This is a genomic window from Mesorhizobium sp. CA14, assembly GCF_020165195.1.
Lineage (GTDB): Bacteria > Pseudomonadota > Alphaproteobacteria > Rhizobiales > Rhizobiaceae > Mesorhizobium.
Window position 1 is genome coordinate 35,677 of sequence record NZ_JAIUHR010000029.1, and the last position, 23,948, is coordinate 59,624.

General features: G+C 63.7%; 22 protein-coding genes. 10 read left to right on the forward strand and 12 right to left on the reverse strand.

The features are described from left to right. Positions 1 to 23 precede the first annotated feature (23 nt). Complete coding sequence (locus LB565_RS24435) at positions 24 to 1,343, reverse strand: tetratricopeptide repeat protein (protein WP_224588477.1); 1,320 nt, start codon at positions 1,341 to 1,343, stop codon at positions 24 to 26. A gap of 4 nt (positions 1,344 to 1,347) precedes the next feature. Continuing rightward, positions 1,348 to 1,971, reverse strand: a complete 624-nt coding sequence (locus LB565_RS24440) for a LysE family translocator (protein WP_224588478.1) — start codon at positions 1,969 to 1,971, stop codon at positions 1,348 to 1,350. A gap of 223 nt (positions 1,972 to 2,194) precedes the next feature. Between LB565_RS24440 and LB565_RS24445 the strand changes: the two genes are divergently transcribed. The 8 genes from LB565_RS24445 (at position 2,195) to LB565_RS24480 (ending at position 9,199) form a co-directional block, all read left to right on the forward strand. Further along, positions 2,195 to 2,965: a L,D-transpeptidase gene (locus LB565_RS24445; protein WP_224588479.1), complete on the forward strand. Its 771-nt coding sequence runs from the start codon at positions 2,195 to 2,197 to the stop codon at positions 2,963 to 2,965. A 112-nt stretch (positions 2,966 to 3,077) separates the two neighbouring features. Beyond that, positions 3,078 to 4,244: a diphosphate--fructose-6-phosphate 1-phosphotransferase gene (locus LB565_RS24450; RefSeq protein WP_224588480.1), complete on the forward strand. Its 1,167-nt coding sequence runs from the start codon at positions 3,078 to 3,080 to the stop codon at positions 4,242 to 4,244. After that, positions 4,244 to 5,005 carry an MBL fold metallo-hydrolase gene (locus LB565_RS24455; protein ID WP_224588481.1) on the forward strand — a complete coding sequence of 254 codons (762 nt, stop codon included), beginning with the start codon at positions 4,244 to 4,246 and terminating at the stop codon, positions 5,003 to 5,005. The genes LB565_RS24450 and LB565_RS24455 overlap by 1 nt, the downstream gene beginning before the upstream one ends. Positions 5,006 to 5,193: 188 nt before the next feature. After that, positions 5,194 to 6,732, forward strand: a complete 1,539-nt coding sequence (locus tag LB565_RS24460) for a DegQ family serine endoprotease (RefSeq protein ID WP_224588482.1) — start codon at positions 5,194 to 5,196, stop codon at positions 6,730 to 6,732. Positions 6,733 to 6,847: 115 nt separating this feature from the next. Next, a complete protein-coding gene (locus tag LB565_RS24465) occupies positions 6,848 to 7,459 on the forward strand; it encodes a sulfite oxidase-like oxidoreductase (protein ID WP_041003913.1) in 612 nt (203 codons plus the stop codon). Between the two features lie 24 nt (positions 7,460 to 7,483). Continuing rightward, a complete protein-coding gene (locus LB565_RS24470) occupies positions 7,484 to 8,224 on the forward strand; it encodes a ferredoxin reductase (protein ID WP_224588483.1) in 741 nt (246 codons plus the stop codon). A gap of 467 nt (positions 8,225 to 8,691) precedes the next feature. Beyond that, complete coding sequence (locus LB565_RS24475) at positions 8,692 to 8,895, forward strand: DUF680 domain-containing protein (RefSeq protein ID WP_224588484.1); 204 nt, start codon at positions 8,692 to 8,694, stop codon at positions 8,893 to 8,895. A gap of 70 nt (positions 8,896 to 8,965) precedes the next feature. Further along, the gene (locus LB565_RS24480; protein WP_224588485.1) at positions 8,966 to 9,199 is read left to right on the forward strand and encodes a DUF680 domain-containing protein; all 234 of its coding nucleotides are present in this window, start codon (positions 8,966 to 8,968) and stop codon (positions 9,197 to 9,199) included. Positions 9,200 to 9,283: 84 nt separating this feature from the next. Here the strand turns inward: LB565_RS24480 and LB565_RS24485 are convergent, their stop codons facing one another. From LB565_RS24485 to LB565_RS24505, 5 genes are all read right to left on the reverse strand, one after another. Beyond that, complete coding sequence (locus LB565_RS24485; protein WP_224588486.1) at positions 9,284 to 10,396, reverse strand: ABC transporter ATP-binding protein; 1,113 nt, start codon at positions 10,394 to 10,396, stop codon at positions 9,284 to 9,286. A 34-nt stretch (positions 10,397 to 10,430) separates the two neighbouring features. Continuing rightward, a complete protein-coding gene (locus LB565_RS24490) occupies positions 10,431 to 12,095 on the reverse strand; it encodes an alpha-glucosidase (protein ID WP_224588487.1) in 1,665 nt (554 codons plus the stop codon). 4 nt (positions 12,096 to 12,099) lie between these two features. Further along, positions 12,100 to 13,254 (reverse strand): carbohydrate ABC transporter permease, encoded by a 1,155-nt coding sequence (locus tag LB565_RS24495; protein WP_224588488.1) that lies wholly within the window; start codon positions 13,252 to 13,254, stop codon positions 12,100 to 12,102. Position 13,255: 1 nt separating this feature from the next. Further along, entirely contained in the window at positions 13,256 to 14,269 is a 1,014-nt protein-coding gene (locus LB565_RS24500) for a carbohydrate ABC transporter permease (protein WP_224588489.1), read from the reverse strand. Between the two features lie 243 nt (positions 14,270 to 14,512). Next, positions 14,513 to 15,868 (reverse strand): ABC transporter substrate-binding protein, encoded by a 1,356-nt coding sequence (locus LB565_RS24505; protein WP_224588490.1) that lies wholly within the window; start codon positions 15,866 to 15,868, stop codon positions 14,513 to 14,515. 363 nt (positions 15,869 to 16,231) lie between these two features. Between LB565_RS24505 and LB565_RS24510 the strand changes: the two genes are divergently transcribed. Next, positions 16,232 to 17,254 carry a substrate-binding domain-containing protein gene (locus LB565_RS24510; RefSeq protein ID WP_224588491.1) on the forward strand — a complete coding sequence of 341 codons (1,023 nt, stop codon included), beginning with the start codon at positions 16,232 to 16,234 and terminating at the stop codon, positions 17,252 to 17,254. Between the two features lie 141 nt (positions 17,255 to 17,395). Beyond that, on the forward strand, positions 17,396 to 18,742 hold the full coding sequence (locus LB565_RS24515; protein ID WP_224588492.1) for an NAD(P)/FAD-dependent oxidoreductase: 1,347 nt from the start codon (positions 17,396 to 17,398) through the stop codon (positions 18,740 to 18,742). A 143-nt stretch (positions 18,743 to 18,885) separates the two neighbouring features. Here the strand turns inward: LB565_RS24515 and LB565_RS24520 are convergent, their stop codons facing one another. The 5 genes from LB565_RS24520 to LB565_RS24540 all read right to left on the reverse strand — a co-directional run bounded on the left by LB565_RS24520 (position 18,886) and on the right by LB565_RS24540 (position 23,880). Further along, on the reverse strand, positions 18,886 to 19,896 hold the full coding sequence (locus LB565_RS24520; protein WP_224588493.1) for a hypothetical protein: 1,011 nt from the start codon (positions 19,894 to 19,896) through the stop codon (positions 18,886 to 18,888). A gap of 200 nt (positions 19,897 to 20,096) precedes the next feature. Next, complete coding sequence (locus tag LB565_RS24525) at positions 20,097 to 21,542, reverse strand: S8 family serine peptidase (protein WP_224588494.1); 1,446 nt, start codon at positions 21,540 to 21,542, stop codon at positions 20,097 to 20,099. Beyond that, the gene (locus LB565_RS24530; protein ID WP_224588495.1) at positions 21,532 to 22,197 is read right to left on the reverse strand and encodes an anti-sigma factor; all 666 of its coding nucleotides are present in this window, start codon (positions 22,195 to 22,197) and stop codon (positions 21,532 to 21,534) included. Before LB565_RS24530 ends, LB565_RS24525 begins: the two co-directional genes overlap by 11 nt. Further along, a complete protein-coding gene (locus tag LB565_RS24535) occupies positions 22,194 to 22,760 on the reverse strand; it encodes a sigma-70 family RNA polymerase sigma factor (protein ID WP_224588496.1) in 567 nt (188 codons plus the stop codon). Before LB565_RS24535 ends, LB565_RS24530 begins: the two co-directional genes overlap by 4 nt. 280 nt (positions 22,761 to 23,040) lie before the next feature. Further along, positions 23,041 to 23,880, reverse strand: coding sequence for an alkaline phosphatase family protein (locus LB565_RS24540; protein ID WP_224588497.1), 840 nt, complete (start codon positions 23,878 to 23,880; stop codon positions 23,041 to 23,043). Positions 23,881 to 23,948: the final 68 nt, after the last annotated feature.

Here is a 23,948-nt window from a genome sequence, read left to right on the forward strand (position 1 = left end):
TTTAAGACAAGATCCGCTTGGGGTCAATTCTCGGACAAATCGGATGCGCGGCGTAAGAACAGCGCCGACAGCGGGCTGTCGGGCCGGGCGAGCCGCCGTTCAGCCGTCAGCGCCCGCGCCAGCGCCGTGTCGCCGGCGCGCAACGCGGCCTCGATCAGCGTCAGGTCGATCACGTCGCGTTGCGCATGGCTGCCGCCGAAACGGTGCGCGATCGAGCGGATCGGCCGGATCAGCCGCGCAGCCTCGCCATAGTTCCCTTCGCCAAAGGCCTTGATCGCAAGCGTCAGCGGATGCCCGACATCGCGCGTGAAGGCCGCATTGTCGTCGCTGCCGCGCATCGCTTCACGCTGCGTCTCGATCAGCGTTTTCGCCGGCGCTTCCAGCCCTGCGCCGGCAAAGGCCATCATCGCATGCGCGTCGTTGAACGCGTAATTGCCGGCGGCGGCTTTCGGCATCCAGTTGGCCGCGAGCGTCGCCCAACGGTCGCCGACATCGACACCGCCGAGAGTGAGGCGCCACAGGATAGCCGAGGCATCGACCATGTTGAGCGCCAACGTCGAGCGGTCGCCGTAGATCGGCCCATCATAGAGCTTGAGCACCTCGTTCGTCTCGCCGAGATCATAGTGGAACAGCGCCAGATGCCACCAATTGTGGATCTTGAGGAAGCTGTCCGTCGACCACGCGTCGGGATTGGCCCGCATCCAGGCGATGCCGTCTCGTTGCCGGCTCTGCATTTCCATGACATGCGCGACCGCATGCTGCGCCCAGCCGTCGCGCGGTTCGATCTCGATGGCTTCTCGGCCCAGGGATTCGGCACGGGCGTAATCGCCCATTTCCTCCAACCCGAACGCCTGCATGCCGAGAATGGCGTGGTAACCCGGCATGCCTTTCTGCCAGGCCGGCAGCGCCCGGCCGATGCGGTCGCGCAGCATGCGCGCATTGCCGGTGAAGAAATCGATCTGATGCCCGACCTGCAGCGCCAGCGCATCGCGCGGATTGTCGATCGCGATATCCTCCAGGATACGGGCGGCTTCATGCCATCGCCCTTCGGCGAGATGGCCAAGCGCCGCGACATGCGCCTGTTCGCGCGCGGTGGCGGCAAGGGGCAACGCGGCCTGATGGCTTGACCTGGCGACCGCCATCGCATCCCGCTCGGTGGCGAGGCCGAACAGATAGCCTTTGAACACATGCGCCATGACAAACGTAGGGTCATCGGCAATGGCGCGGTCGATGGAGCCGACCGGATCGCCGATGAAGCATTGCAATTCATGCACGGCGCGGGCGTAGGAGGAAAATCCGGCTTCGGTCGCGCCCGAGTAAGTCAGGCCGAATGCGTCCTTCATAGCGTCAGTTGGCCGACCGCATCGCCACCGTGGCGATGCCGGCGCCGACCAGCAGCGTGCCGCCGGTGCGGTTGAAGATGCGGATCGCCTTCGGGTTGCGCACGATCGCCCGGGCCCTGGACGCGACAAGCGCGTAGCCGAAGGCGTTGAGGAAGGCCAGGGTCAGGAAGGTCGTCTCGAAGATCAGCATCTGCGTCCAGAAATCGGCATGCCGGTCGAGGAACTGCGGCAGGAAGGCGACGAAGAAGGTGATGCTCTTCGGGTTGAGCGCCGTCACCAGCCAGGCATGCGCCATCATCCTTGCTGCCGAGACCGCGTCGGTGCGGGGTTCCGCCTTCAGCGCGCCGCCGGCGCGGAACAGCTTTATGCCGAGATAGATCAGATAGCCGGCGCCGATCACCTTGAGCACGGTGAACACTGTGGCCGAAGCCGCGAGCAGCGCGCCGATACCCAGCATCGACAGCGTCATGGCGGTGAAGTCGCCCAGCGCCACGCCCACCGCCATCGGCAGCGCGGTGCGCCAGCCCTGGCCCAGCGCGTAGGAGACGACGAGGAGGATCGTCGGGCCCGGAATGACGAGAAGGATAGAAGAGGCGGCAGCGAAGGCGGCCCAGTTTTCGAAGGACATTTCCCTGCTCCTTGAGCGCAAAGAAAAGGATAAATCCTGGGGTCGTCGGGAATGTAAAGGGGCCGCTGGAAAAATCTTCGACGCCCAGGGCCTAGGGCCCATCGACCGTCGCAACGGCGGTTAAGCCGGGCTTCCGGTCTTTCACCCTTTTTCAACCATGAATCGCGAAAATGCGCACATCCGGCCGGACCGTGCTTCCCGCCGGCAGCGTAGGGTTTGGTGCATGCGCGAGTTGCCGCAACGTCTGACGCCGCCTTCCGACGGCGCCGCAATCGGTACCGAAATTCAGCTTTCCCGCCGCGCCGTGTTTTCCGGCGCGGGCGCCATCGCGCTGCTCGGCCTGGCCGGCTGCAGCACCACCGACACGCTCGACCTGCCGCAGATGCAGCTCGACAACACCGTCACCGGTTCCGTTCCCCCGATGCGTCCGGCGATCAGCGTCGACAAGAACGTCACCGGCCCCGATGTGATGTACGCCTCGCTCACCGATGGCGGCTTCCAGGTTCCGGCCGTGCCGTGGCAGAAGGTCAAGCCGCAGTTCCGCCGCCAGATCGTCGTCGACAAGACCGGCGAGGCGCCCGGCACCATCGTCGTCCATCTTGAGGAGCGCATGCTCTATCTCGTCCAGCCGGGCGGCGATGCCATCCGCTACGGCGTCGGCATCGGCAAGGACGGCTTCCGCTGGTCTGGCCGCGCCAATATCCAGTATGGCCGCGAATGGCCGGTCTGGACGCCGCCGCCGGAGATGGTCCAGCGCAAGCCGGAACTGGTGAAATGGCAGGGCGGCCAGCCCGGCGGGCTCACCAATCCGCTAGGCGCCCGGGCGCTCTACATCTACCAGAACGGCAAGGACACCGGCTATCGCATCCATGGCTCGCCCGAATGGTGGAGCATCGGCCAGGCGATGTCGTCGGGCTGCGTGCGCCTGATCAACCAGGACATCATCGACCTCTACAGCCGCGTTTCCAAGAAGAACCCGGTTGTCGTGGTCTGATCTTTCCAGGCGACCTGTGCGGCCGCCTTTTCGAGATCCCGTTTCTTCCGTTGCGCGAGGTCGCAAGACAGGCCAAGGTACCTGAAAACCTTCGCTTCGGGAGAAATCGAGCATGGCTGGAACCTTCGTCATCGCGCAAGGCGGCGGCCCGACCGCCGTCATCAACCAGACGGTCGTCGGCGCCACGCTGGAAATCCGCAAGCGTCATCCAGGTGCCAAGGTGCTGGGCTCGCTCCATGGCGTGCGCGGCATTCGCGACGGCAATTATGTCGATCTCTCCGCCATCCCCGAGGACAGGCTACGGCTGATCGCCGGCACGCCGAGCGCCGCCCTCGGCTCGACCCGCGACAAGCCGGACGCCGCCTATTGCGAGGTCATCCTCAACGGCCTGAAGAAGGTCGGCGCGGACGCCTTCATCTATATCGGCGGCAACGACACCTCGGGCACGCAGCAGATCCTGACCGATGCCGCCGGCGGCTCGATCGCGTTCGTGCATGCGCCGAAGACCATCGACAACGACCTCGAGGAGAACGACCACACGCCGGGCTTCATCTCGGCTGCCGAATTCGTCGCCGGCGCCTTCCTCTCCGTCGACCTCGATTTCCGCGCCCTGCCCGGCATCTATGTCGGCATCGTCATGGGCCGGCATGCCGGCTTCCTGACCGCCGCCGCGGCCGCATGGCAGCTCGATCCCGACAGCGGACCGCATCTGGTCTACGTGCCCGAGCGCGCCTTCTCGGCGAAGCGCTTCATCGAGGAAGTGCGCGAAAAGCTGGACCGCCACAAGCGCTGCATCGTTGCCGTCTCGGAGGGCGTCAGCACTGCCGACGGCAAGGCGCTGGTCGAAAGCCTGGTGCCGCCGGACAAGCTGGAGCGCGACCAGCACGGTAACGTCAAATTGTCGGGCAGCGACCTGCCGGCGGCGCTCGAACGGGCCTTGGCCGAAGGCCTGCCCGGCAAGCGCGCGCGGGTCGACGCGCTGGGCTACATGCCGCGCGGTTATGTCGGCGCGATCAGCGCCGTGGACGCCAAGGAAGCCTTCGATGCCGGCGCTTTCGCGGTTGCTGTCGCGGGCGAAGGCGGCGGCTCGGTCGCGCTGCAATATGACGGGTCGAAGACGGTATTGAAAAAGGTGCCGCTGAAGGCGGTGGCCGGCAAGACCCGCCATATGCCCGACGATTTCATGAAGCCGGACGCCAACCAGCTTTCGGACGCCGGCATGGCCTATCTGAAGCGGCTGGTGCCGGAAAAATACAAGGTCGGGAAGCCGTTCGTCTGATGGGCGGCGGCTCGATCCCCGAGCTTGCGGTTGGCGACTGGTTCGGCAAGGCGAAAGTCGATGCCTGTACGACGATGCTGACCGAGCCTTTCGTGCATGATTTCGTGCGCGCCAATATGTGGCATCTGAAGGGCCGCGACGCCGATCTGCTGGTCGACACCGGCATGGGTATCCGCCCGCTGGCGCCTGAGATCGACACTCCGCCCGGCAAGCCGCTGATTGTCGTCGCGACCCACATCCATCTCGACCATGTAGGCTCGCTGCATGAATTCCCGCTGCGTATGGGGCCGAAGATGAGCGCGGCGCAGTTCGACGGCATGAACGATGCCGCTACCTACGCCTACATGTTTCACAATCTCGACGGCGCGGTCTCCAAGCTGCCGGCGCCGGACTGGAGGGCTGCCGATTACCGCATTCCATCCGCGCCGCTGACCCGCACGCTCGACGAAGGCGATGAAGTCGATCTCGGCGACCGCAAGTTCCGTGTGCTGCATCTGCCTGGACACTCGCCGGATTCGATCGCGCTTTTCGACGAGGCCGATGGCCTCTTCCTCGCCGGCGACGCCATCTATGACGGCATGCTGATCGACGATCTGCCGGATTCGGACCGCGCCGCCTATTGCCGCACCATGCGGCGGCTGCTCGACCTGCCGGTACGCATCGGCCATGGCGGCCATGGCCCGAGTTTTACCGGCCAGCGAATGCGTGAGATCGCTTCCGCTTATCTGCGCCGGAGAGAGCGGTTCGTAAGCGCTCTCTGAATTAAATCTTCGTAAGGTCATCCAAAGGCCCTGATTCAGGCCATTCCGCACCCTAAATCTTGATTGTCGATCCGGCCGGCTGCCATGCAAGGCGAGGCAGGCAATCCGGTCGCCGACACGCCAACGGATGCGTGCTTCGAGAGCCATCCGGGGCGCCGGATCAACCTCTCGCCCGGACAGAAACGACCATGTCACCCATGAACATTCTTCGCAGACATCGCGTCGCGGCCCTGTTGGGCGCTGCGCTGATCATTTCTCCCGTTATTGGTTCCTTTGCCGAGAGCACGAACAACGCCGGATTGAGCAACGCCGTCGCCACCACGCAAACTCCCGCCGCCGGCGTCACTGCGCCTAACGGCTCCTTCGCTCCCATCGTTGCCACCACAAAGCCGGCGGTCGTGACAGTCACGACAATGATGAAGGGCCCGGCGGACGCCATGAATGAGGGTTCGCCCTTCGACGGCAACTCACCTTTCGACGAGTATTTCCGGCAATTCTTTGGCGACCAGGGCATGCCGATGCCGAAGACCCCGCCTCAGCGAGCACCACGCAGCGAGGCGCTCGGCTCCGGCTTCATCGTCAGCGCGGATGGCACAATCGTAACCAACAACCACGTCATCGACGGCGCCACCTCGATCAAGGTGACGCTCGACGATGGCACCGAGCTTCCGGCAAAGCTTGTCGGCCACGATGCGAAGCATGACCTAGCTGTGCTCAAGATCAAGGCAGACAAGCCGTTGCCGACCGTCAAGTGGGGCGATTCCAGCAAGCTGATGACCGGCGACCAGGTGCTGGCGATCGGCAACCCGTTCGGCATCGGCACCACGGTGACCGCCGGCATCGTCTCGGCGCGCGGCCGCGATCTCCATAGCGGGCCGTTCGACGATTTCATCCAGATCGACGCGCCGATCAACCACGGCAATTCGGGCGGTCCGCTGGTCGACATCCATGGCAATGTGATCGGCATCAACACCGCCATCTACTCGCCCAATGGCGGCAGCGTCGGCGTCGGCTTCGCCATCCCGTCGGACCAGGCCCAGAAAGTCGTGGCCAAGCTGATGAAGGGCGGCGACATCGAATACGGCTATCTCGGTGTGCAGATCCAGCCGGTCACGCCGGATGTTGCCGGCGCCATTGGCCTCGACCATCCTGCCGGAGCCTTGGTCTCGTCGGTCACGCCGGGCTCGCCGGCGGCCAAGGCGGGCATCGAAGTCGGGGATGTGATCACCGGCTTCGGCGGCCAGGAGATCAAGGATCCGAAGGACCTGTCGCGTGCCGTCGCGGATGTCCCGCCTGGCAACAAGGAAACGGTCGATATCTGGCGTAAGGGCAAGGCGGTTCAGGTCTCCGCAGACGTCGGCCGCAACACCGACCAGGTGCAGACCGCCTCGAATGGCGAAGGCAGCAAGCCGTCGGCGGGCCAGGGCGTGCCGTCGCTCGGCCTCGGGCTGACCGATATCACTCCCGACATCCGGCAGGAGCTCAATCTTGCCGACAAACAGCACGGCGCCGTGATTGAGCGTGTCAATCCGGACAAGGCGGCCTCGGCAGCGGGCCTCCAGCCGGGGGACGTGATCGTCGGCGTCGACCAGACGCCCGTAAAGAACGCCAGACAGGCGAACCAGGCGATCGCCGAGGCAGCCAAGTCGGGCAAGAAGTCGGTGCTGCTGCTTGTCGATCGCGGCGACCAGCAGATCTTCGTCGCAGTGCCTTTCGCGGCCGGCTGACGACTTCGTGGCGACCTATCGGTGCAAGGCGGGTCGCCAAGATTCTTGTTGCCCCGGAAGGCGTCTTCGAGAACACTCCCCGCGATCGACCAAATCCGGTGCAGGAGACGTCTCGATGGTCACGCGCGGCTTCTTTTCCGGACGGCGTCCTCCTTCCGACACCGATGCGCGCATCCCGCCGGGCCAGTACCTGGAACAAGGCTTCCCGGTTCTCTCGGCCGGGCCGACGCCGCGCGTGCGCACCGAGGATTGGTCCTTCACCTTGAAGCAGGGGCCGCGACCGATCAAGAAATGGAACTGGGCCGAGTTCAATGCCCTGCCGCAAAGCAAGATGACGCGCGACATCCATTGCGTCACGGCCTGGACCAAGTTCAACACGCCCTGGCAGGGCGTGATGATCGACGACATCCTCGCCGATGCCGGCATCGAGCCGCCGACGGCTTACACGCTGGCGCTGTCTTTTGACGGCTATTCCACCAATGTGCCGACCAAGGACCTCGTCACCGGCAAGGCGATGGTGGCGCTGCTCTATGAAGGCAAGCCGATCACGCCCGATCATGGCGGGCCGGCGAGGCTTCTGGTGCCGCATCTCTATTTCTGGAAATCGGCCAAATGGGTGAACGGGCTGCAGTTCACCGAGCGCGACGAGCCGGGCTTCTGGGAGCTGCGCGGCTATCATATGTATGGCGACCCCTGGCGCGAGCAGCGCTATTCCAGTGACCCGTGAGAGGCGATTTGTGAGCAGCAATCGATGAGTGCCGAGCCATCGCCGCAATCGCCCTGGCAGGCAGCCACGATCACCCGCATCGAAAAGCGCACGCCGCGCGTCACCAGCTTCTGGTTCCAACCGTCGCGGCCCTTCGTCCATCTGGCCGGACAGCATGTCGACGTCAGGCTGACGGCGCCGGACGGCTATCAGGCGCGCCGCTCCTATTCCATCGCCTCGGCGCCGGGTGGCGGCGTCGAGCTGGCGATCGAGCGGCTCGACGACGGCGAGGTCTCGCCCTTCTTCCACGATGTCGCTGCCGTCGGCGACGAGATCGAGCTGCGCGGGCCGCTGGGCGGCCATTTCATCTGGGAGGAGAGCGACGGCGGGCCGGTCCTTCTGGTCGGCGGCGGCTCGGGCGTCGTGCCGCTGATGGCGATGGTGCGCCATCGTATGCTGGGCAACACGGCGGTGCCCGTTGCGCTGGTGTTCTCGGCGCGGGTCTGGGACGAGGTGATTTTCCGCGACGAGCTGATCGGTCTCGACGATCGCCGCGACGGATTCGATCTGGTGCTGACGCTGACCCGCGAACCGGCAAGGCGGCCGTCCGACTATTCCCGACGCATCGACGCCCGCATGATGGCGCAGGCCGTCGAGCGCCTGCCGAAAGCTCCGAAGCTCGCCTATGTCTGCGGTTCGAACGCGTTCGTCTCGGCCGCCGCCGATGCCCTGATCGGCGCCGGCGTTCCGGCAGGGACTATCCGCACCGAGCGCTATGGGGTTTGATGGAAGAGCTTGGACTGCCGACCCCCCAGCGCCACGCCGCTGCCCCATCCGGCAGGAAGCCCCTCGGTTATCAGCCAGAACGCGGATTGAAGCGAGCCGACTCGCCCCTTGGAACTGGGTTGGATGGTTAATAGTATCGAAAAGTGACTATTAGCGGATTCTAAAATCGAACTGAACGGTTCGTTTCTGTTGACGGTGCGTGCAGGACACTGTGAACGCCGGTGCTCAGATACATTTGGTGAGCCAACTGTCAGATCAGAATAACACATTGATTAAGTTAGATAAAAATAAAGTCATAGGCATGCTTATGAAAACTTCAAGAGGCGGATTCATGGTCCAGACGGAAAAACTTCGTGATTGGAATCCGGCACTCGGCTCACCCAAATCAGCGCTGTCCGAACGACGCGATTTCATTCCCAAGACACGCCGCTAGACGGACGGAATATAAAGATACTGGAGTAGCAAAAATGAAAAAGATTGTTCTCACTGCCGCAGCCTTTCTGGCAATTTCCGGCAGCGCTTTCGCTGGCAGCGACAATTATGGTTCGCAGGCAGCAAATCCGCCGGCCACGGTTGATTCGTCGTACACCGCTTCGGTTCACAAGTCCGAACCGGCCGACCAGAAGCCTGTCACCACGGGCGCCGACCACAACCTTTTCGGCAACAACTAACAACCGGCCTTGAACCGGCGGCGGGCTCGCCCGCCGCATCGGTCGGATCACAAGATTCAGGAGCACTGAAATGAAGAAGATCGTTCTTGTTACGGCCGCCCTGTTGGCTGTTTCCGGCGCCGCTTTTGCGGGCAGCGACAACTACAACCACAGTGGCGTCAACCATCCGGCCCCGGCGGTCGACACAACCCCTACGTCGTCGATCAGCGCCGACTCGCCTGTCTACAAGCTGCTGAACTCGTCGCGCGACGTACAGAAGTCGGCCCCCCAGGGCAGCGACCGCGACCACTTCGGCAACCGCTGACAGCCGACTGTGATTTGAAGGAGAGAGCGGCGGGCTTGGCCCGCCGCTCTTTTATTTGCCGGGAAAGCCAGTCTGCCGATGGCGTCAGGCCGCTTTCGCTTCCTCGCGATGCAGCGTGAAGGAATGGCCGTCGGCATCGAAGATGTGCAGATCGCCGGCGCCGGCGTTGAGCCGCAGCGTCTCGCCACGCTTGACCTCGACATTGCCCGGCAGTTTGGTTACCAGCGGCAGGTCGGTGCGGCCGATATCGACATAGACGAGCTGAACCTCGCCGAGCTGCTCGATATAGTCGACCTTGCCTTCGAACAGATAGTCCGCACCTGTGGCGATCGCGAGATCCTCCGGCCGCACGCCGAAGCTGACCGCGGCGCCATTCGCCGAGACGGGCGTCGCAATCGGCACCGTCGCCTTGCGGCCACCGACATGGCTGACCACGGTCGGATTGCCGGCCTTCTCGATCTTTGCCGGCAATATGTTCATCGCCGGCGAGCCGATGAACTGGGCGACGAACAGATTGCCTGGACGCTTGTAGAGTTCCATCGGCGTGCCGACCTGCTCGACAACGCCTTCCTTCAGCACCACGATGCGGTCCGCCAGCGTCATCGCCTCGACCTGGTCGTGCGTGACGTAGATCATCGTCGTGTTCGGCATTGATTCCTTCAGCTTGGCGATCTCGATGCGGGTGGCGACGCGAAGTGCTGCGTCGAGGTTCGACAGCGGCTCGTCGAACAGGAACACTTTCGGGTTGCGCACGATGGCGCGGCCGATGGCGACGCGCTGGCGCTGGCCGCCCGACATCGCCTTGGGCAGGCGGTCGAGATATTTGGTCAGCTGCAGGATCTCCGCCGCCTGGCGCACGCGCTTGTCGATCTCGGCCTTGCTTTCCTTGCCGATCTTCATCGAGAAGGCCATGTTGTCGTAAACCGTCATATGCGGATAAAGCGCATAGGACTGGAACACCATGGCAATGCCCCGCTTCGACGGCGGCACGTCGTTCACCACCTCGCCGTCGATCTTCAGCTCGCCCGAAGTGATCTCTTCAAGGCCGGCGATCGACCTCAGCAAGGTCGACTTGCCGCAACCCGACGGCCCGACAAAGACGATGAACTCGCCCGATTTGATATCGAGGTCGATGCCATGGAGAATGTTGAGGTTGCCGTATGATTTCTTCACCTGGTTGAGCGTGACATCGGCCATGTTTTTCCTCTCCCGTTGATCTCTGTTTGCAAGTTCAGTCGATGCGTCCGAACCAGGCGCCGTAGCCGCCGAGGCGGACCGGCCCGCTGCCAGTCTGTCCCGAAAAGCCATGTCCCGGCAAGGGTTGCAGCGCACCTTTGCCGAGATCGACCTCGGCGGGCTTGCTGCCGAGGTTGAACGCGCAGACGATCCGCTCATTGCCCTCGCGGCGGGTGAAGGCGACGGTGTCGCCATCGCTTTCGATAAAGTCGATGTCGCCCTTGGCCAGCGCCGGATGCTGGCGCCGGAAGGCGAGGAAGCGGCGATAGTGCTCAAGCAGCGAGCTTGCATCCCCCTGTTGCACGTTGACGGCCTGCGACAGGTGCTTGCCCGGCACCGGCAACCAGGGCTTGGCGGTCGAGAAATCGCCATTCTTGGCGGCCGCATCCCACACCATCGGCGTGCGGCAGCCGTCGCGACCCTTGAACTCCGGCCAGAACCGGATGCCGTAGGGGTCCTGCAGGTCTTCGAACTTCAGCTCCGCTTCACCAAGGCCGAGTTCTTCGCCTTGATAGATGCATACCGAGCCGCGCAGCGACATCAAAAGCGCCGAGATCACCTTCAGATAGGCGGTCGGATCCGCCTCGTTGGCGGCCCAGCGCGATGCGACCCGCATCACGTCATGGTTGGAGAAGGCCCAGCACGACCAGCCGTCGCTGGCGACCCGGCCGAAGGCCTCCAGCACCGCGCGCACTTTGGCGGCGCTGATCTTCTCCGGCGCCAGGAAATCGAAGGAATAGCACATGTGCACGCGCTTGCTGTCGGCGGTATAGGCGGCGACCACCTCCAGACCGCGCTGGGAGTCGCCCACCTCGCCGACGGCGGCCTGCGCCGGATATTCGTCGAGAAGCGCGCGGAAACGCTCGAGGAAGCCGAGATTCTCCGGCCGGCTCTTGTCGTAGAGATGGTCCTGGTAATTGTAGGGATTGACCGCCGGCGCCGTCTGGTCGTTGCGCTCTTCCGGCGGCAGCGGCGGATTGTCCTCCAGCCCCTGGCTGTGGAAGTAGAAATTGATCGTGTCCAGCCGGAAGCCGTCGACGCCGCGCTCCAGCCAGAAGCGGGTAATGTCGAGCAGCGCGTCCTGGACCTCCTTATTGTGGAAGTTGAGGTCCGGCTGCTCGGCCAGGAAATTGTGCATGTAATATTGCTGGCGGCTGGTGTCCCACTGCCAGGCCGAGCCGCCGAAGATCGACAGCCAATTGTTGGGCGGCGTGCCGTCGGGCTTGGCGTCGGCCCACACATACCAGTCGGCCTTCGGATTGTTGCGGCTGGAACGGCTTTCCTTGAACCAGGGGTGGATGTCGGCGGTGTGCGACAGCACCTCGTCGATCATCACCTTGAGGCCCAGGCGATGGGCTTCCGCCACCAGCGCGTCGAAATCGGCCAGCGTGCCGAACATCGGGTCGACGTCGCAATAATCCGACACGTCGTAGCCGAAATCCTTCATCGGCGATTTGAAGAAGGGCGAGATCCAGATGGCGTCGACCCCCAGCGAGGCGACATAGGGCAGGCGCTGAACAATGCCTTTCAGATCGCCGATGCCGTCGCCGTTCGAGTCCTGATAGGAACGCGGATAGATCTGGTAGATCACCGCGCCCCGCCACCAGTCGCGGTCGACGGCGGGGTCTGGTTGCGACGTCGCCTTCAAAGCCGATTGCATGTCTTCAACCTCCTTTCACCGAGCCGGCAAGCAGCCCGCGGACGAAATAGCGCTGCAGCGAGAAGAACACGAACAGCGGCACGATGATGGTGATGAACGCCGATGTGGTCAGGATCTCCCACTTGCCGCCGCGCGAGCCGAGCAGCGCGTTGAGCTTGGCCGTCAGCACGATCTGATCGGGCCCCGTGCCGAGGAAAACCATCGCCACCAGCAGATCGTTCCATACCCACAGGAACTGGAAGATCGCGAAGGAGGCAAGCACCGGGAAGGACAGCGGCAGCACGATCTTGACGAAGATCTCGAAGTCGCTGGCGCCGTCGATGCGTGCCGATTCCATGATCTCGCGCGGCAGGCCCGCGATATAGCTCCTGAGCAGGTAGATGGCGAAGGGCAGGCCGAAGCCGGTATGCGCCAACCAGATGCCGAGATAGGTCTTGGAAGGCACGCCGAAGAAGGCGCCGACGCCGTTATAGAGCCTGAGCAGCGGGATCAGCGACATCTGCAGCGGCACCACCAGCAGGCCGATGATGACCGCGATCAGCAGCGCCCGGCCGGGAAAGCGCATCCAAGCCAGCGCGTAGGCGGCGAAGGCGGCGATCAGGATCGGGATCACGGTCGCCGGAATGGTCACCGTCAGCGAGTTCATGAACGAGCGGCCGATGCCTTCGGAAAACAGCACGGCATCGTAGTTGTCCGTGGTGAATTTCGGCGGCGCTGAGGAAGCGAAATAGACGCGCTGGCCGCGGTCGCCCTCGAAGGCCTTCGATGACGACAGCACGAAGCCGCCGTCGGCATTCATCTGCAGCGTGACGCCGTCATTGAGGTCGGCAACCGATCCCGCCTTGTATTGCGTCGGCGCCGAAGATTTTACGCCGAATGCGCTGATCTCGCGCTTGGGGCCATCGCCGAAGATGTTGCCCTCGATGACGTATTTGCCGTCCTTCTGAGTTTGCGCCGACGCGCCCGGCAACCGTCCCGCTTCGCTCTGGCTGGAACTGGCAAAGGAGTTCCACCAGCCCGACGCGACGATCTGGTCCTTGTCGCGCAGCGATGAGACGAGGATGCCGAGGGTGGGGATGGTCCAGATCGCCACGAAGACGAGCACGGCGATATGGACGCCGAAGCGGCCGATAAAGGACTTTCCGGTCTTGGTCGCCATCTCAGTGCCCTCCCGTCTCTTTGTTGGCCTGGCGGATGTTCCAGACCATGATCGGGATGACCGCGATCATGATGATGATGGCGATGGTCGCGCCGCGGCCGAAATCGCCGCCGCCGCGGAACATCCAGTCGAACATCAGATTGGCGAGCACCTGGGTGTTCCACTGGCCGTTGGTCATGGTCAGCACGATGTCGAACACCTTCAGCACCAGGATGGTGATGGTGGTCCACACCACCGCGATCGTGCCCCAGATCTGCGGCACCATGATCTTCCAGAAGATCTGGAAGGGATTGGCGCCGTCGATCACCGCGGCCTCCAGCGTTTCCTCGGGAATGCCGCGCAGCGCCGACGACAGGATCACCATGGCGAAGCCGGTCTGGATCCAGATCAGGATCACCATCAGGAAGAAATTGTTCCAGAACGGCAGCGATATCCACACCTGCGGCTGGCCGCCGAAATACTGGATGATGGCGTTGATCAGACCGATCTGCACCTGACCCTCGCCGCGATACTCGTAGATGAATTTCCAGATCACGCTGGCGCCGACGAAGGAGATCGCCAGCGGCAGGAAGATCAGGCTCTTGGCGATGGTGCCCCACCAGATCTTGTCGGTGAGCACGGCGATGATCAGGCCGAGGAAGGTGCAAGCGGCCGGCACCACGGCCAGCCACAATATGTTGTTGAAGATCGAGTTGCGCAGGTCGTGATCGCCGACCGCCCATTCATAGTTGGCGAGCCCGACGAAACTGGTGCCGCCGCGGTCGAAGAAGGAGAGCCACAGCGTCGCGACCACCGGGTAGATCAGGTAGACGGCAAGGATGATCAGCGCCGGGCCGACGAACAGCCACGGCCGCACATATCCCTGCCGGCGCAGATTGTTGATGGCGGCGGCGCCGGATACCCCGCGTGAGGGGAAGATGAGGTCGAGCAGTCTGTTTGCGCCCCAGAAATAGGCGACACAGCCGCCGACGCCGATGATGATGACGAATATGGCCGAGAAAATCTGAGCCGCCATTGGTCCCTCTCCCTGCGCATGACCGCCCAGCCGGGGCTGGCGATCGGATGCACTGACTTTCGGTTATTCGGAACAATCGAAACGCGAAGGCTTCCGGCGTGGCCGCCGGTCGGACCCGGGCCGTGGCCCGGATCCAGGTGGAGGATGAAGAGGATTTCAGAGCAATTCCAGGAGAAGCGGTAACGGCCAGGTTGGGCGACAGCGCCGTAGCCTTTCGCCCGGAATTGGGTCGCGCGCGGCGGCCTATTTGATGCCGTCCCAGCTTTTCTGGATGTCGGCGGCGACGTCCTTCGCGGACTTGCCGCCGACCAGGTCGACCATGCCGGTCCAGAACGAGCCCGCGCCGATCTTGCCGGGCATCAGGTCGGAACCATCGAAGCGGACCGTCGTGGCGCCGACCAGGATCTCGCCCTGCTTCTTCAGCGCCTCGCTGCCATAGGCCTGCTTGTTGGCTGCCTTGAACGGGGTGACGAAGCTCTTCTGCGCCATCCACAGTTCATGCGCGAGCGGCATCTCGAGGAACTTGATGAACTCGCGCGAGGCCTTGGAGTCCTTGGTGATCATCACCAGCGTTCCGGCCACTTCCAGCGGCGTGCCCAGTTCCGGCTTGGAGGCGTAAGGCGGGTAGGGGAAGAAGTCGGCGTCCTGGCCGAGCTTCACGTTTTCGGGGAAGAAGGACGGGATGAACGATGCCTGATGGTGCATGTAGCACTTGGGCGGTACGGTGAAGAGGCCTTTCGGACTGTCGCGGAAGTCGGTCGCAGCGACCGCCTTGGCGCCGCCGTCCACCATCTTGTCGTCGGTGGCGATCTTGCCGAAGATGTCGATGGCGTTGACCACGGCCGGATCGGTGAACGGGATCTCGTTCTTGACCCACTTGTCGTAGACCTCCGGCGGCTGCGTCCTCAGCATGATGTCCTCGACCCAGTCGGTCGCCGGCCAGCCGGTGGCGCCGCCCGAACCCAGCCCGATGCACCAGGGCTTGCCGCCGTCGGCGATGATCTTCTTTTCGAGATCGGCAAGCTCTTCCTGGGTCTTCGGCACCTTGTAGCCGGCCTCGTCGAAATTGTCGGGCGAGTACCAGACCAGCCCCTTCACGTCGATCTTGTAGGGAAAGGCGTAGAAGCCCGGCTTGCCGTCCTTGCCATTATAGGTGCCGAGCTTGGCCCAGGAGTCGCCGGCGGCGTAGTTTTCCTTGATCCAGGCCGCGACGTCGTCGCCCAGCGGGGTGAGCACGCCCTTGGAAGCAAGATCCTGGATGAGGCCGGGCTGGGGCAGGACGGCGATGTTGGGCGGGCTGCCGGCCTGGGTGTCGATGACGATCTGCTGCTCATAGTTCTCGGACGAGGAATATTTCACGTCCGCGCCGGTCGCTTCCTGGAAATAGTCGAGAACGGAACGGACAAGCGCCTCGTCCTCGCCGCGCCACGGCCCGAAGATGGTCAGCGTCTCGCCTTTGAGGTCCACCTTCTTGAGGTCGTCGTAGTTCGCCCAATGAAATTTCGGATCCTCGCCCGGCTTGAACTTCAGTTCGGCTTGCGCCGGCAGGCTGAGGGTGAGTGCCGCGAATGCCGCACCCAAGAGAAGCATTTTCTTCATCGCAAGTCCTCCCAGTGGTCACAAACAGGACGAAACCTCCATTTCGTCCGCCGACGCCCGCGGAACTGTGACTCAACGAAAGGGCAACCGCAACCTTTCGAAGAGGCTTCCAAAGCGCTTTGGCTATTTTGATCTCGCCATTGAATCGCCAGAGAGTCAAGGGGGAGAGTTCGTTAATCGATTTAAATCTCACGGAATCGGCTGCGAGAAGGGTGCGCCGCAGCATGCTTTTTTGGCGCTGCAGCAGCAATTTTACTTCAAACAACGTAGGCAGACCTCTAAAGTCCAGTTGTGCTTGGCGGCTTTGCCAACAATCATCGGATCGATCCATATTTGAAAGCGCTTTGAGGCTGGAGGCCTCCGATGAACCTCAAGCAACTCTCGCACATGCTGTCGCTCTCGCAAACCACGGTCAGCCGGGCGCTGAACGGCTATCCTGAGGTCAATGAGGAAACCCGGCGCCGGGTGATGGATGCCGCCAAGCGCCACGGCTACCGGCCGAACCCCAGTGCGCGCCGGCTCGCCACCGGCAAGTCAGGAATGATCGGCTATGTGATGCCGACGGGTGCCGCCGTCGACATCGATCCGCACTTCGTCGAATTCCTCTCCGGCCTCGGCGACTATGCCCGTTCGCACGAGCTCGACCTCGCGCTGTCGCCCGCCGATGCCGACGATGAGGAAACGACCTACCGGCGCATCGTCGCCAACCGCCAGGTCGATGCCGTCTACATCTCCTCGCCGCGTCCGGCCGACAAGCGGCTGGCGCTGGTCAACACACTCGGCATTCCCTTCATCGTCCATGGCCGCAGCGAGGGTTTCGACTTCGACTATCCTTATCTCGACATCGACAATGAGGGCGCCTTCCACGAAGCGGCGCGCCTGCTGGTTCAGCTTGGCCACAAGCGCCTGGCGCTGATCAACGGCAACGAGCGCGAGACCTTCGCCATCCACCGCGAGCGCGGCATGCGCCGCGCGCTTGCCGCGAGCGGGCTGACGCTCGGCGAGCGCCACATCCGCTCGGTGGCCATGACCGAGGAAAACGGCTACCGCGCCGCCCGCCGCCTGCTCGAGGAGGCTGAGCCGCCGACGGCGATCGTCTGCTCCAGCCTGATCATGGCGCTGGGCGTCGTGCGCGCCGTGCGCGATCTCGGCCTCACCATTCCGGGCGACCTCTCGCTGATTGCCCATGACGACGTCTTCCCCTGGCTGCGTCCGGAGAATTTCCCGGTGCCGCTGTCGACGACACGCTCCTCGATCCGCCTCGCCGGCGCGCGTGTGGCAGAACGGCTGGCGGCGCGCATATCGGGGCTGGAAGAGGGCGCGCGCGGCGAGGTATGGCCGGTCGATCTGGTGGTGCGAGGGTCCGTGGCCGGGGCGCCGGTATAGGGCCGGACCCAACAGCTTCGCCAACCGTTTCAAGCCCATCTTTGCTGTCGTGGGACAACGGTCCGCCTTCCGCTGCTCCTGATCTTGGGCGATGACAACCGGTAAGCCAGAACCGTCAATCAATCCTGCCGGGTGCGCCACTTGCCGACATTCCCGTTCACCGAAGCGGATCCAATCCAACACCCTGGGCCGCCGCCCAAGGCTTCGGAGGTGGTGATCGTCGGTGGCGGCATCATCGGCGTAACCACGGCGCTCTTCCTTGCCTCCCGCAACATTCCGGTGACGCTGCTGGAAAAAGGCCGTGTCGCGGCCGAACAGTCCTCGCGAAACTGGGGCTGGATCAGAAAGCAGGGGCGGGACGCGGATGAGCTGCCGATCGTCATCGAGGCTTGTCGCCTGTGGCGGCAACTCGCCGACGAATGCGGCGAGGACATCGGCCTGAACCAGACCGGCGTGACCTACCTGGCGAACGCCGACAAGGACATGGCCAAGTTCGAAGAGTTCATGAGGATCGCCGCGATCCATGAGCTCGACACGCGCCTTCTGGACACCGACCAGACCGCGAAACTCATCACCGGCATGTCGCGTAGATTCGCGGGCGCCATGACGACACCCTCCGATATGCGCGCGGAACCCTGGCTGGCGGTGCCGGCGCTGGCCAGGCTTGCCGTGCGAAAGGGCGTCAGGATCGTGGAGAGTTGCGCCGCGCGCACCCTCGACATCGCGGCCGGCAGGATCAAGGGCGTTTGGACCGAGGCGGGATATATCGAGACCTCCACCGTGCTGGTCGCCGGCGGCGCGTGGTCTTCCTTGTTCCTGGCGAGGCACGGCGTGTCCATCCCCCAGCTGAGCGTCCGGGTAACCGTGGCCGCGACGGAACCCCTGCCCGAGATCTATGCAGGCGCGGCCGCCGACGATCACATCGCTTTCCGGTGCAGGCAGGATGGTGGATACACGCTCGCCGCCGGCGGCAGCCACCTGCTTTATTTGGGGCCCGACGCGTTCCGGCACTTCACCCAATATCTTCCCGCCCTCAGGGACAATCCGTTCGGCACGCGCTATTTCCCCTTCGCGCCGTCGGGCTATCCCGATGGCTGGTCGACGCCGCGCGATTGGGCGCCGGATTCAGAGAGCCCATTCGAGAGAATGCGGGTGCTCAGTCCGGCCCCTGAGCCGGCAAAGCTTCGATCGATCGAGCGCAATTTCAAGCAGCTTTTCCCCCGGTTCGAAACGGTTCGCCTGAAGGCCGGCTGGGGCGGTATGATCGACGCCATGCCCGACGTCGTTCCCGTGGTGGATCGGGTCCAGGCGATCGGTGGTCTTTTCGTCGCGACGGGAATGTGCGGCCATGGATTCGGCATTGGGCCTGGCATCGGCCGCGTCGTCTCCGACATGATCCGGGGAAACGCCATCGGGCACGATCTAAGCCGCTTCCGGCTGCCGCGCTTCTACGATGGAAGCCCGGTACGGTTAGGGCCGGCTCTTTGAATAGGTCGCGTGTGGCTTTATCCGATCAGTCTTGGATTTGCTCGATCCGCCTCGCCGACGCCTGCGTCGCTGAACAATTGGCGGCTCGTACATCGGGGTTGGAAGAAGGCGCGGGCGGCGAGGTCCGGCCGGTCGACCTTGGATTACTGCAAGCTTTCACGTTTGTACTGCTTTAAGGCTTCATTGAAGCGTTCGCTGAAGTCGTCGGGAAGATCGAAGGTGAGCGTCCAATGGATAATTAGCGGCTCTTCGACTGTTCCTCCGTGGTCCGTGCCGATCATCGCCACCATCTCATCGAGCTTCCCAGGAATCTCAGCTAACCTGGCTGCGTTGCGTCCGAGCGCGTTCGTCAGGACCGTTCGTATGGCTTCGCCTTCCTCGGGAATATGCGCGAAATGCAGAGATTCCTCGCAATCGACGATCGCAGTAACGGCGTCCCGGATCAGGACGCAGACGTCGTGCATTTCTTCTATATCGGCGGGCTGCCCGGGGGCCCCCCAGCTTGCGGTCAGCCGGTCTACAAGCGCTGCGAGAGGGCCGACGAGGTTCGACATAATGTGTGTGCGTTCCGTCACCCAATTAAGGAACTGGTCGCGTTGTACTCGAGCCTGCGGGATGTAGTAGTGACCGGACTGGAGGTTCTTAAGGCGCTTGAACTGCGGCTTGTTTAGATGCCTCATCAGCTCCGCGACGAAGCGCCACTCCCACCCGTCAGGTTTGTCGATGACGATGCGTTGAATGATAGGTGGATAACGCGCAAGGAAGTCGAGGGACGCCATCTCTGTCTCGTATCGAATGCGATCTCCGCGAGTCCCTAGCTCGCGAGCGGCACGGTCCTCATGGTCTTTCCGCCAAGCGAAGAGCAGTTCGGCAGGATACTTCGCCGCGTCCCGATCAATCTGTCCATGGCAATTTCGGCAGAGCCAAATGCCGTTCGTGATCGCCGCACGTGTCACGTCTGACATGGTCGCATCGTAGCGCACCGCTCCCGGCTGTGCGCCCATGATATGGGCAGCCTCGCCAATCGTCGTCGCTTTCGCGGGATCGCTGTTCGGACCGACGGTCAGAGCGCCGCAATCAGGATGCGAACACTGGAAGCGTGCTCGTCTGGCAAGAGTATCAATCGTTGATTTGGAGAAATCTGGAACCGCCATAGTCCTTAAATACACAGCCGCGTTGTCTAAGGCCATCTCCTATACAGGTTCGAAGCGGGCATTTTTGCGGAGAGCCGAAGGTTTCATAAAAGGTTGGTTGCTGAATGCAGCAATCCACTGAATTCGATTTCGATCGCGGACCGACAGACGTCGGCGGCAAGTTGCCTAGTCTTGACCCTAATGCAAGTGTCCAAAGTTCTCTACTTCGTCGCCTCGGCCGCCTTCGTATCGATCAGCCCATAGCCGAAATCATTGTCCCTCCCCTTGGGCCCGAGATCCTTGGCCGTGGCGGCGAGCGCCTTCTCGATCTCGTCAGCCGTGCGGTCCGGCGCGGCGTGGAGCAGGTTGGCGATGGCGCCGGACACGATTGCGGCGGCGAAGGAGGTGCCGGTCACCACGTCCGATCCGGCGCCGCTCGGCGCCACCATCTCGACGCCCGGCGCCGAGATGAAGACATAGGCGCCGCGATTGGCCTGCGGCATCAGCCCGTCCTTGGCGTCGGTGGCCGTCACCGCGATCACGCCGTCGAAGGCGGCCGGATAGCCATAGGGCGCTTTCGGGCCGTTGTTGCCGGCGGCGGCCACCAGCACCATGCCCATCGCCCGCGCATTGCGGCAGGCGGTGCCGAGCAGGTCGTTCTTCGGCCCGACGAAGCTCATATTGATGATGCGCACATTCTGCTCGGCCGCCCAATCGAGCGCCGACAAGATGACGTCCATGGTCGACTTGCCGCCTTCGAAAGCGCGCGCGTGATAGATCCTGGCGCCCGGCGCCATGCCTTCCAGCGGACCGACGCCGGCGATAAGCCCGTCGACAGAGGTGCCGTGGTCGCGCTTCTCGATCGGCACATTGGGCATGGCGTCGTATTGGCCGGCAATCACGCCGGCCAGCGCGGGATTGGTATCGTCGATGCCGGTGTCGATGACCGCGACGCGCACATTCTCGCCGCTTGCTTGGCTGGCGTCGAGCGCGATGCGGTCGAAGGCATAGTTCACGATGCCGGCCGCCTGCTGCAGCGTGTAGATATGGTTGGGCTCGCGGCGCCGCGTGCGGCCGTCCGCGGCAAGCTGCGCCAGCACCACGCCGACGGGCCGCCCGTCGGTGATGCCGAAGCGCACCAGGGTGGTGCCGAGCAGCCGCGACTGGCGCTGCGAGCGCACCTGCAGGCCGAAGGAATTGGCGATCTGCTGTACTACGCTGGCGCCGCCGTCGACCGTCACCAGCACCTCGTCGGGCACGAACTCGCCGGCGATCGCGCGCGGCGGCTCCGCCAGGTTGAGGCCTTGCGGCACCGTGACGGGTCCGCTCGGCGCCGGAGCGGGTGGCGGCGTGTTGTTCGAACCGTTCGACGACGGTGTTCCGTTGGGCGGTGCTGGCGTTTGCGGGACCGTGGGCGCCGGCGAGTTCGGAAAGAGATCGACGATCAGCGCCGGCAGGATCACCGCGCCGCCCGCGGCCGGGCCCGGCGTCCCAGCACCGTTCTTGGCGCCGCCGTCCCTGTCGCAGCCACCGGCCGCCGTCGTGCGGCTCAGGCAATCGAGCTGCTTTTGCGTCAGGTTGGGGTCGTTGGTCTGCGCGAATGCAGGCGCGGCGACAAAAGCCGCCGCGAGGATCACCGCATGAAGAATGACCGCCTTAGCCGCCATCGGCCGGTTTCCTTCCCTGCACCACAGCCTCAGCGAAAGGCTGGGCGGCAATAAGGCCGACGAGCTTGTCGTAATCGGCCGCCGTGCTGGCCGGGATCGTCAGGTGGAACACGCCGTCCGCGGTCGGGCCGCCGGCGATCTTCAACCCGTTCTGGCCGAGGAAGGTGGCGATATCGGCCATCTTCGCATCCGGCTTGAACTTGACCAGCACAAAAGGCAGCTTCGCCAGATCGTCTTGGGTGCCGGCCACTTCGAAGTTGTTGCCCCTGCCGCCCAGCTGTTCGAAGGACTGCACGATGACCAGCGCAAGCAGCGCCGCGGCAGCCGCCCAGGCGACGCCGGCAGGCATTGCCGTCACCCGGCCGAAGACCTTTGCCAGCCAGGATTGGCCGGGCGCGCGCACCGGCCCGGCCTCGGCGTCGAGCGCCCTGGTGAAACGGCTGAGCGCATCGGCGGGCGGGCGGATCGCTTCGTTGGCGGCGGCGGTGCCGGAGAATTCGGCCTCGGCCTCGCCAAGGGCGGCAAGCGCCGCCGGATCGGTCGCTAGCCATTCCTCGACGGCCTCCAGCTCGGCGCCTTCCAGCGAGCCGTTCAAATAGAACGGCAGCAGCGTTTCCATCTCGTCGCGGCGCGACATCTTTTCAGCGGCGCTCATGGCCACCCCCTGTCGTAACCGGCGGCCTTGAGGGCTTCGCCGAGTTTCTTGCGGGCATAGAACATCCTGGTCTTGACGGTGGCGACCGGAATGCCGAGCACCTCGCCGATCTCGCTCACCGACTGCCCGTGGTAATAGGCAAGGTCGATCACCGTGCGGTGTTCCTCGGCCAAGGCGTCGACGAAGCGGCGCAAGGCGGCTGCCTTGTCCTCTTTCATGGTCACGACTTCCGGCGTGTCGGCGGCGTCGGGAACCTGCGCCGCATCGTCGTCGTCGATCCAGTCTTCCTTCTTCTTGCGCAGCATGGAGAGCGCCTTGAAGCGGGCGATGCCGAGCAGCCATGTCGAGACTTCGGAACGGCCCTCGAAGCCGGGCGCCTGCTTCCACAGTTCGAGAAAAACCTCGTTCGCGATATCGTCGGCCATCATTTCCGATCCCGTCTGGCGCGCCACGAAGCGGTAGATCCGCGCGTGGTGACGCATGAACAGGAGCCGAACGGCAGCCCGGTCGCCCTTCGCGACCCGGTCTACGAGCGCGCGATCGGTTTCGGTCGCCGCATTCATGGCCGGTCGAGCCGCCTGGCTCCTCGAAGCTCTGTCGCTGATCGGTCCAAAAAGGTTCACCCTCCGCCAAGGATTTTCGGAGGCTAACCGAAGAAAGTGAGTGTTGCCAGAGGGCAGGGTTTCTCCTTCTCCCCTTGCGGGAGAAGGTGGCCGCGAAGCGGCTGGATGAGGGGTGTTCCAGGGAGAGCCGACGTCTCACTCCGCTGGAACACCCCTCATCCGTCTCGGCGCTGGCGCGCCGATCCACCTTCTCCCACAAGGGGAGAAAGAAAGGCCGCGCTTACCCCAAAAACGCCTTGGCCTTCATCGTCTCCGGTATTTCCACACCAAGCCGGCTCAGCACTGTCGGCGCGAGCTGCAGCTGGTCGAGCTGCGTGCCGGCCTCGGGACCTTTCGCCGGTCCGAAATAATAAAGCGCGAAATCCTGCATCTCGTCGTCATGGCCGCCATGGTGGCCGCGATCGGTCTGGCCATGGTCGGCCGTCACGATCACTTCATAGCCGGCCTGGCGCCATTGCGGCAGGAAGGGGGCGAGCATGCCGTCCATCGCGTAGCAGGCGTGATCCATCTCGTGGCAGTCATGGCCGAAGCGATGGCCCATCGAGTCCAGCGTGCAGGTGTGCAGGATGCCGTAGTCGATGCCATGGCGTTTGGTCAGCATCGTCAGCGTCGCGAACAGGTCGACGTCGCTTGGCGTCATCTGGTTCTTGAGATTGTAACCGGTCATGGTGTGGAAGCGGCCATGCGTGATCGGCCCGCCCGGCTCGTCGAACTCCATGTCCTCGACAAGGTCGAACGGATACGAACGGAAGAACTCCGACCAGTAGGAATGGGTCACCGCGCCCGTCTTGCCGCCGGCCTTGCTCACTTCCGAAAAAATGTCCGGCTGCGTGACGCGAAAGCGGTTCTCGTTGGAAAGGATGCCGTGCACCTGCGGCGTGACACCGGTGTGGATCGAGGCGTAGCAGCAGGCGGACGTCGACGGCAGCACCGAGCGCATCTTCCACACCCGCGCCTCGCCCGATTGCGCCCAGCCTTCGAGATTGCCCATCAGCCGGCGCCAGTTCCGGTAGGGCACGCCGTCGAGTATGATGAGCAGCAGTTTGGATTTGAGCGCCACGGAACGTCCCTGTGGTTGTTCTTCGAAACAGAAGCGCCGCGTGTCGCGCGGACACGCGGCGCTCCTTT

Excerpts from the sequence above, each read along its gene's own strand:
- LB565_RS24445 (WP_224588479.1), top strand. The coding sequence starts at position 2,195 with ATGCGCGAGTTGCCGCAACGTCTGACGCCGCCTTCCGACGGCGCCGCA.
- LB565_RS24525 (WP_224588494.1), bottom strand. The coding sequence starts at position 21,542 with ATGGCGGCTAAGGCGGTCATTCTTCATGCGGTGATCCTCGCGGCGGCT.
- LB565_RS24530 (WP_224588495.1), bottom strand. The coding sequence starts at position 22,197 with ATGAGCGCCGCTGAAAAGATGTCGCGCCGCGACGAGATGGAAACGCTG.
- LB565_RS24435 (WP_224588477.1), bottom strand. The coding sequence starts at position 1,343 with ATGAAGGACGCATTCGGCCTGACTTACTCGGGCGCGACCGAAGCCGGA.
- LB565_RS24460 (WP_224588482.1), top strand. The coding sequence starts at position 5,194 with ATGTCACCCATGAACATTCTTCGCAGACATCGCGTCGCGGCCCTGTTG.
- LB565_RS24490 (WP_224588487.1), bottom strand. The coding sequence starts at position 12,095 with ATGCAATCGGCTTTGAAGGCGACGTCGCAACCAGACCCCGCCGTCGAC.
- LB565_RS24475 (WP_224588484.1), top strand. The coding sequence starts at position 8,692 with ATGAAAAAGATTGTTCTCACTGCCGCAGCCTTTCTGGCAATTTCCGGC.
- LB565_RS24500 (WP_224588489.1), bottom strand. The coding sequence starts at position 14,269 with ATGGCGGCTCAGATTTTCTCGGCCATATTCGTCATCATCATCGGCGTC.
- LB565_RS24465 (WP_041003913.1), top strand. The coding sequence starts at position 6,848 with ATGGTCACGCGCGGCTTCTTTTCCGGACGGCGTCCTCCTTCCGACACC.
- LB565_RS24455 (WP_224588481.1), top strand. The coding sequence starts at position 4,244 with ATGGGCGGCGGCTCGATCCCCGAGCTTGCGGTTGGCGACTGGTTCGGC.
- LB565_RS24485 (WP_224588486.1), bottom strand. The coding sequence starts at position 10,396 with ATGGCCGATGTCACGCTCAACCAGGTGAAGAAATCATACGGCAACCTC.
- LB565_RS24470 (WP_224588483.1), top strand. The coding sequence starts at position 7,484 with ATGAGTGCCGAGCCATCGCCGCAATCGCCCTGGCAGGCAGCCACGATC.
- LB565_RS24440 (WP_224588478.1), bottom strand. The coding sequence starts at position 1,971 with ATGTCCTTCGAAAACTGGGCCGCCTTCGCTGCCGCCTCTTCTATCCTT.
- LB565_RS24495 (WP_224588488.1), bottom strand. The coding sequence starts at position 13,254 with ATGGCGACCAAGACCGGAAAGTCCTTTATCGGCCGCTTCGGCGTCCAT.
- LB565_RS24510 (WP_224588491.1), top strand. The coding sequence starts at position 16,232 with ATGAACCTCAAGCAACTCTCGCACATGCTGTCGCTCTCGCAAACCACG.
- LB565_RS24505 (WP_224588490.1), bottom strand. The coding sequence starts at position 15,868 with ATGAAGAAAATGCTTCTCTTGGGTGCGGCATTCGCGGCACTCACCCTC.
- LB565_RS24480 (WP_224588485.1), top strand. The coding sequence starts at position 8,966 with ATGAAGAAGATCGTTCTTGTTACGGCCGCCCTGTTGGCTGTTTCCGGC.
- LB565_RS24520 (WP_224588493.1), bottom strand. The coding sequence starts at position 19,896 with ATGGCGGTTCCAGATTTCTCCAAATCAACGATTGATACTCTTGCCAGA.
- LB565_RS24450 (WP_224588480.1), top strand. The coding sequence starts at position 3,078 with ATGGCTGGAACCTTCGTCATCGCGCAAGGCGGCGGCCCGACCGCCGTC.
- LB565_RS24535 (WP_224588496.1), bottom strand. The coding sequence starts at position 22,760 with ATGAATGCGGCGACCGAAACCGATCGCGCGCTCGTAGACCGGGTCGCG.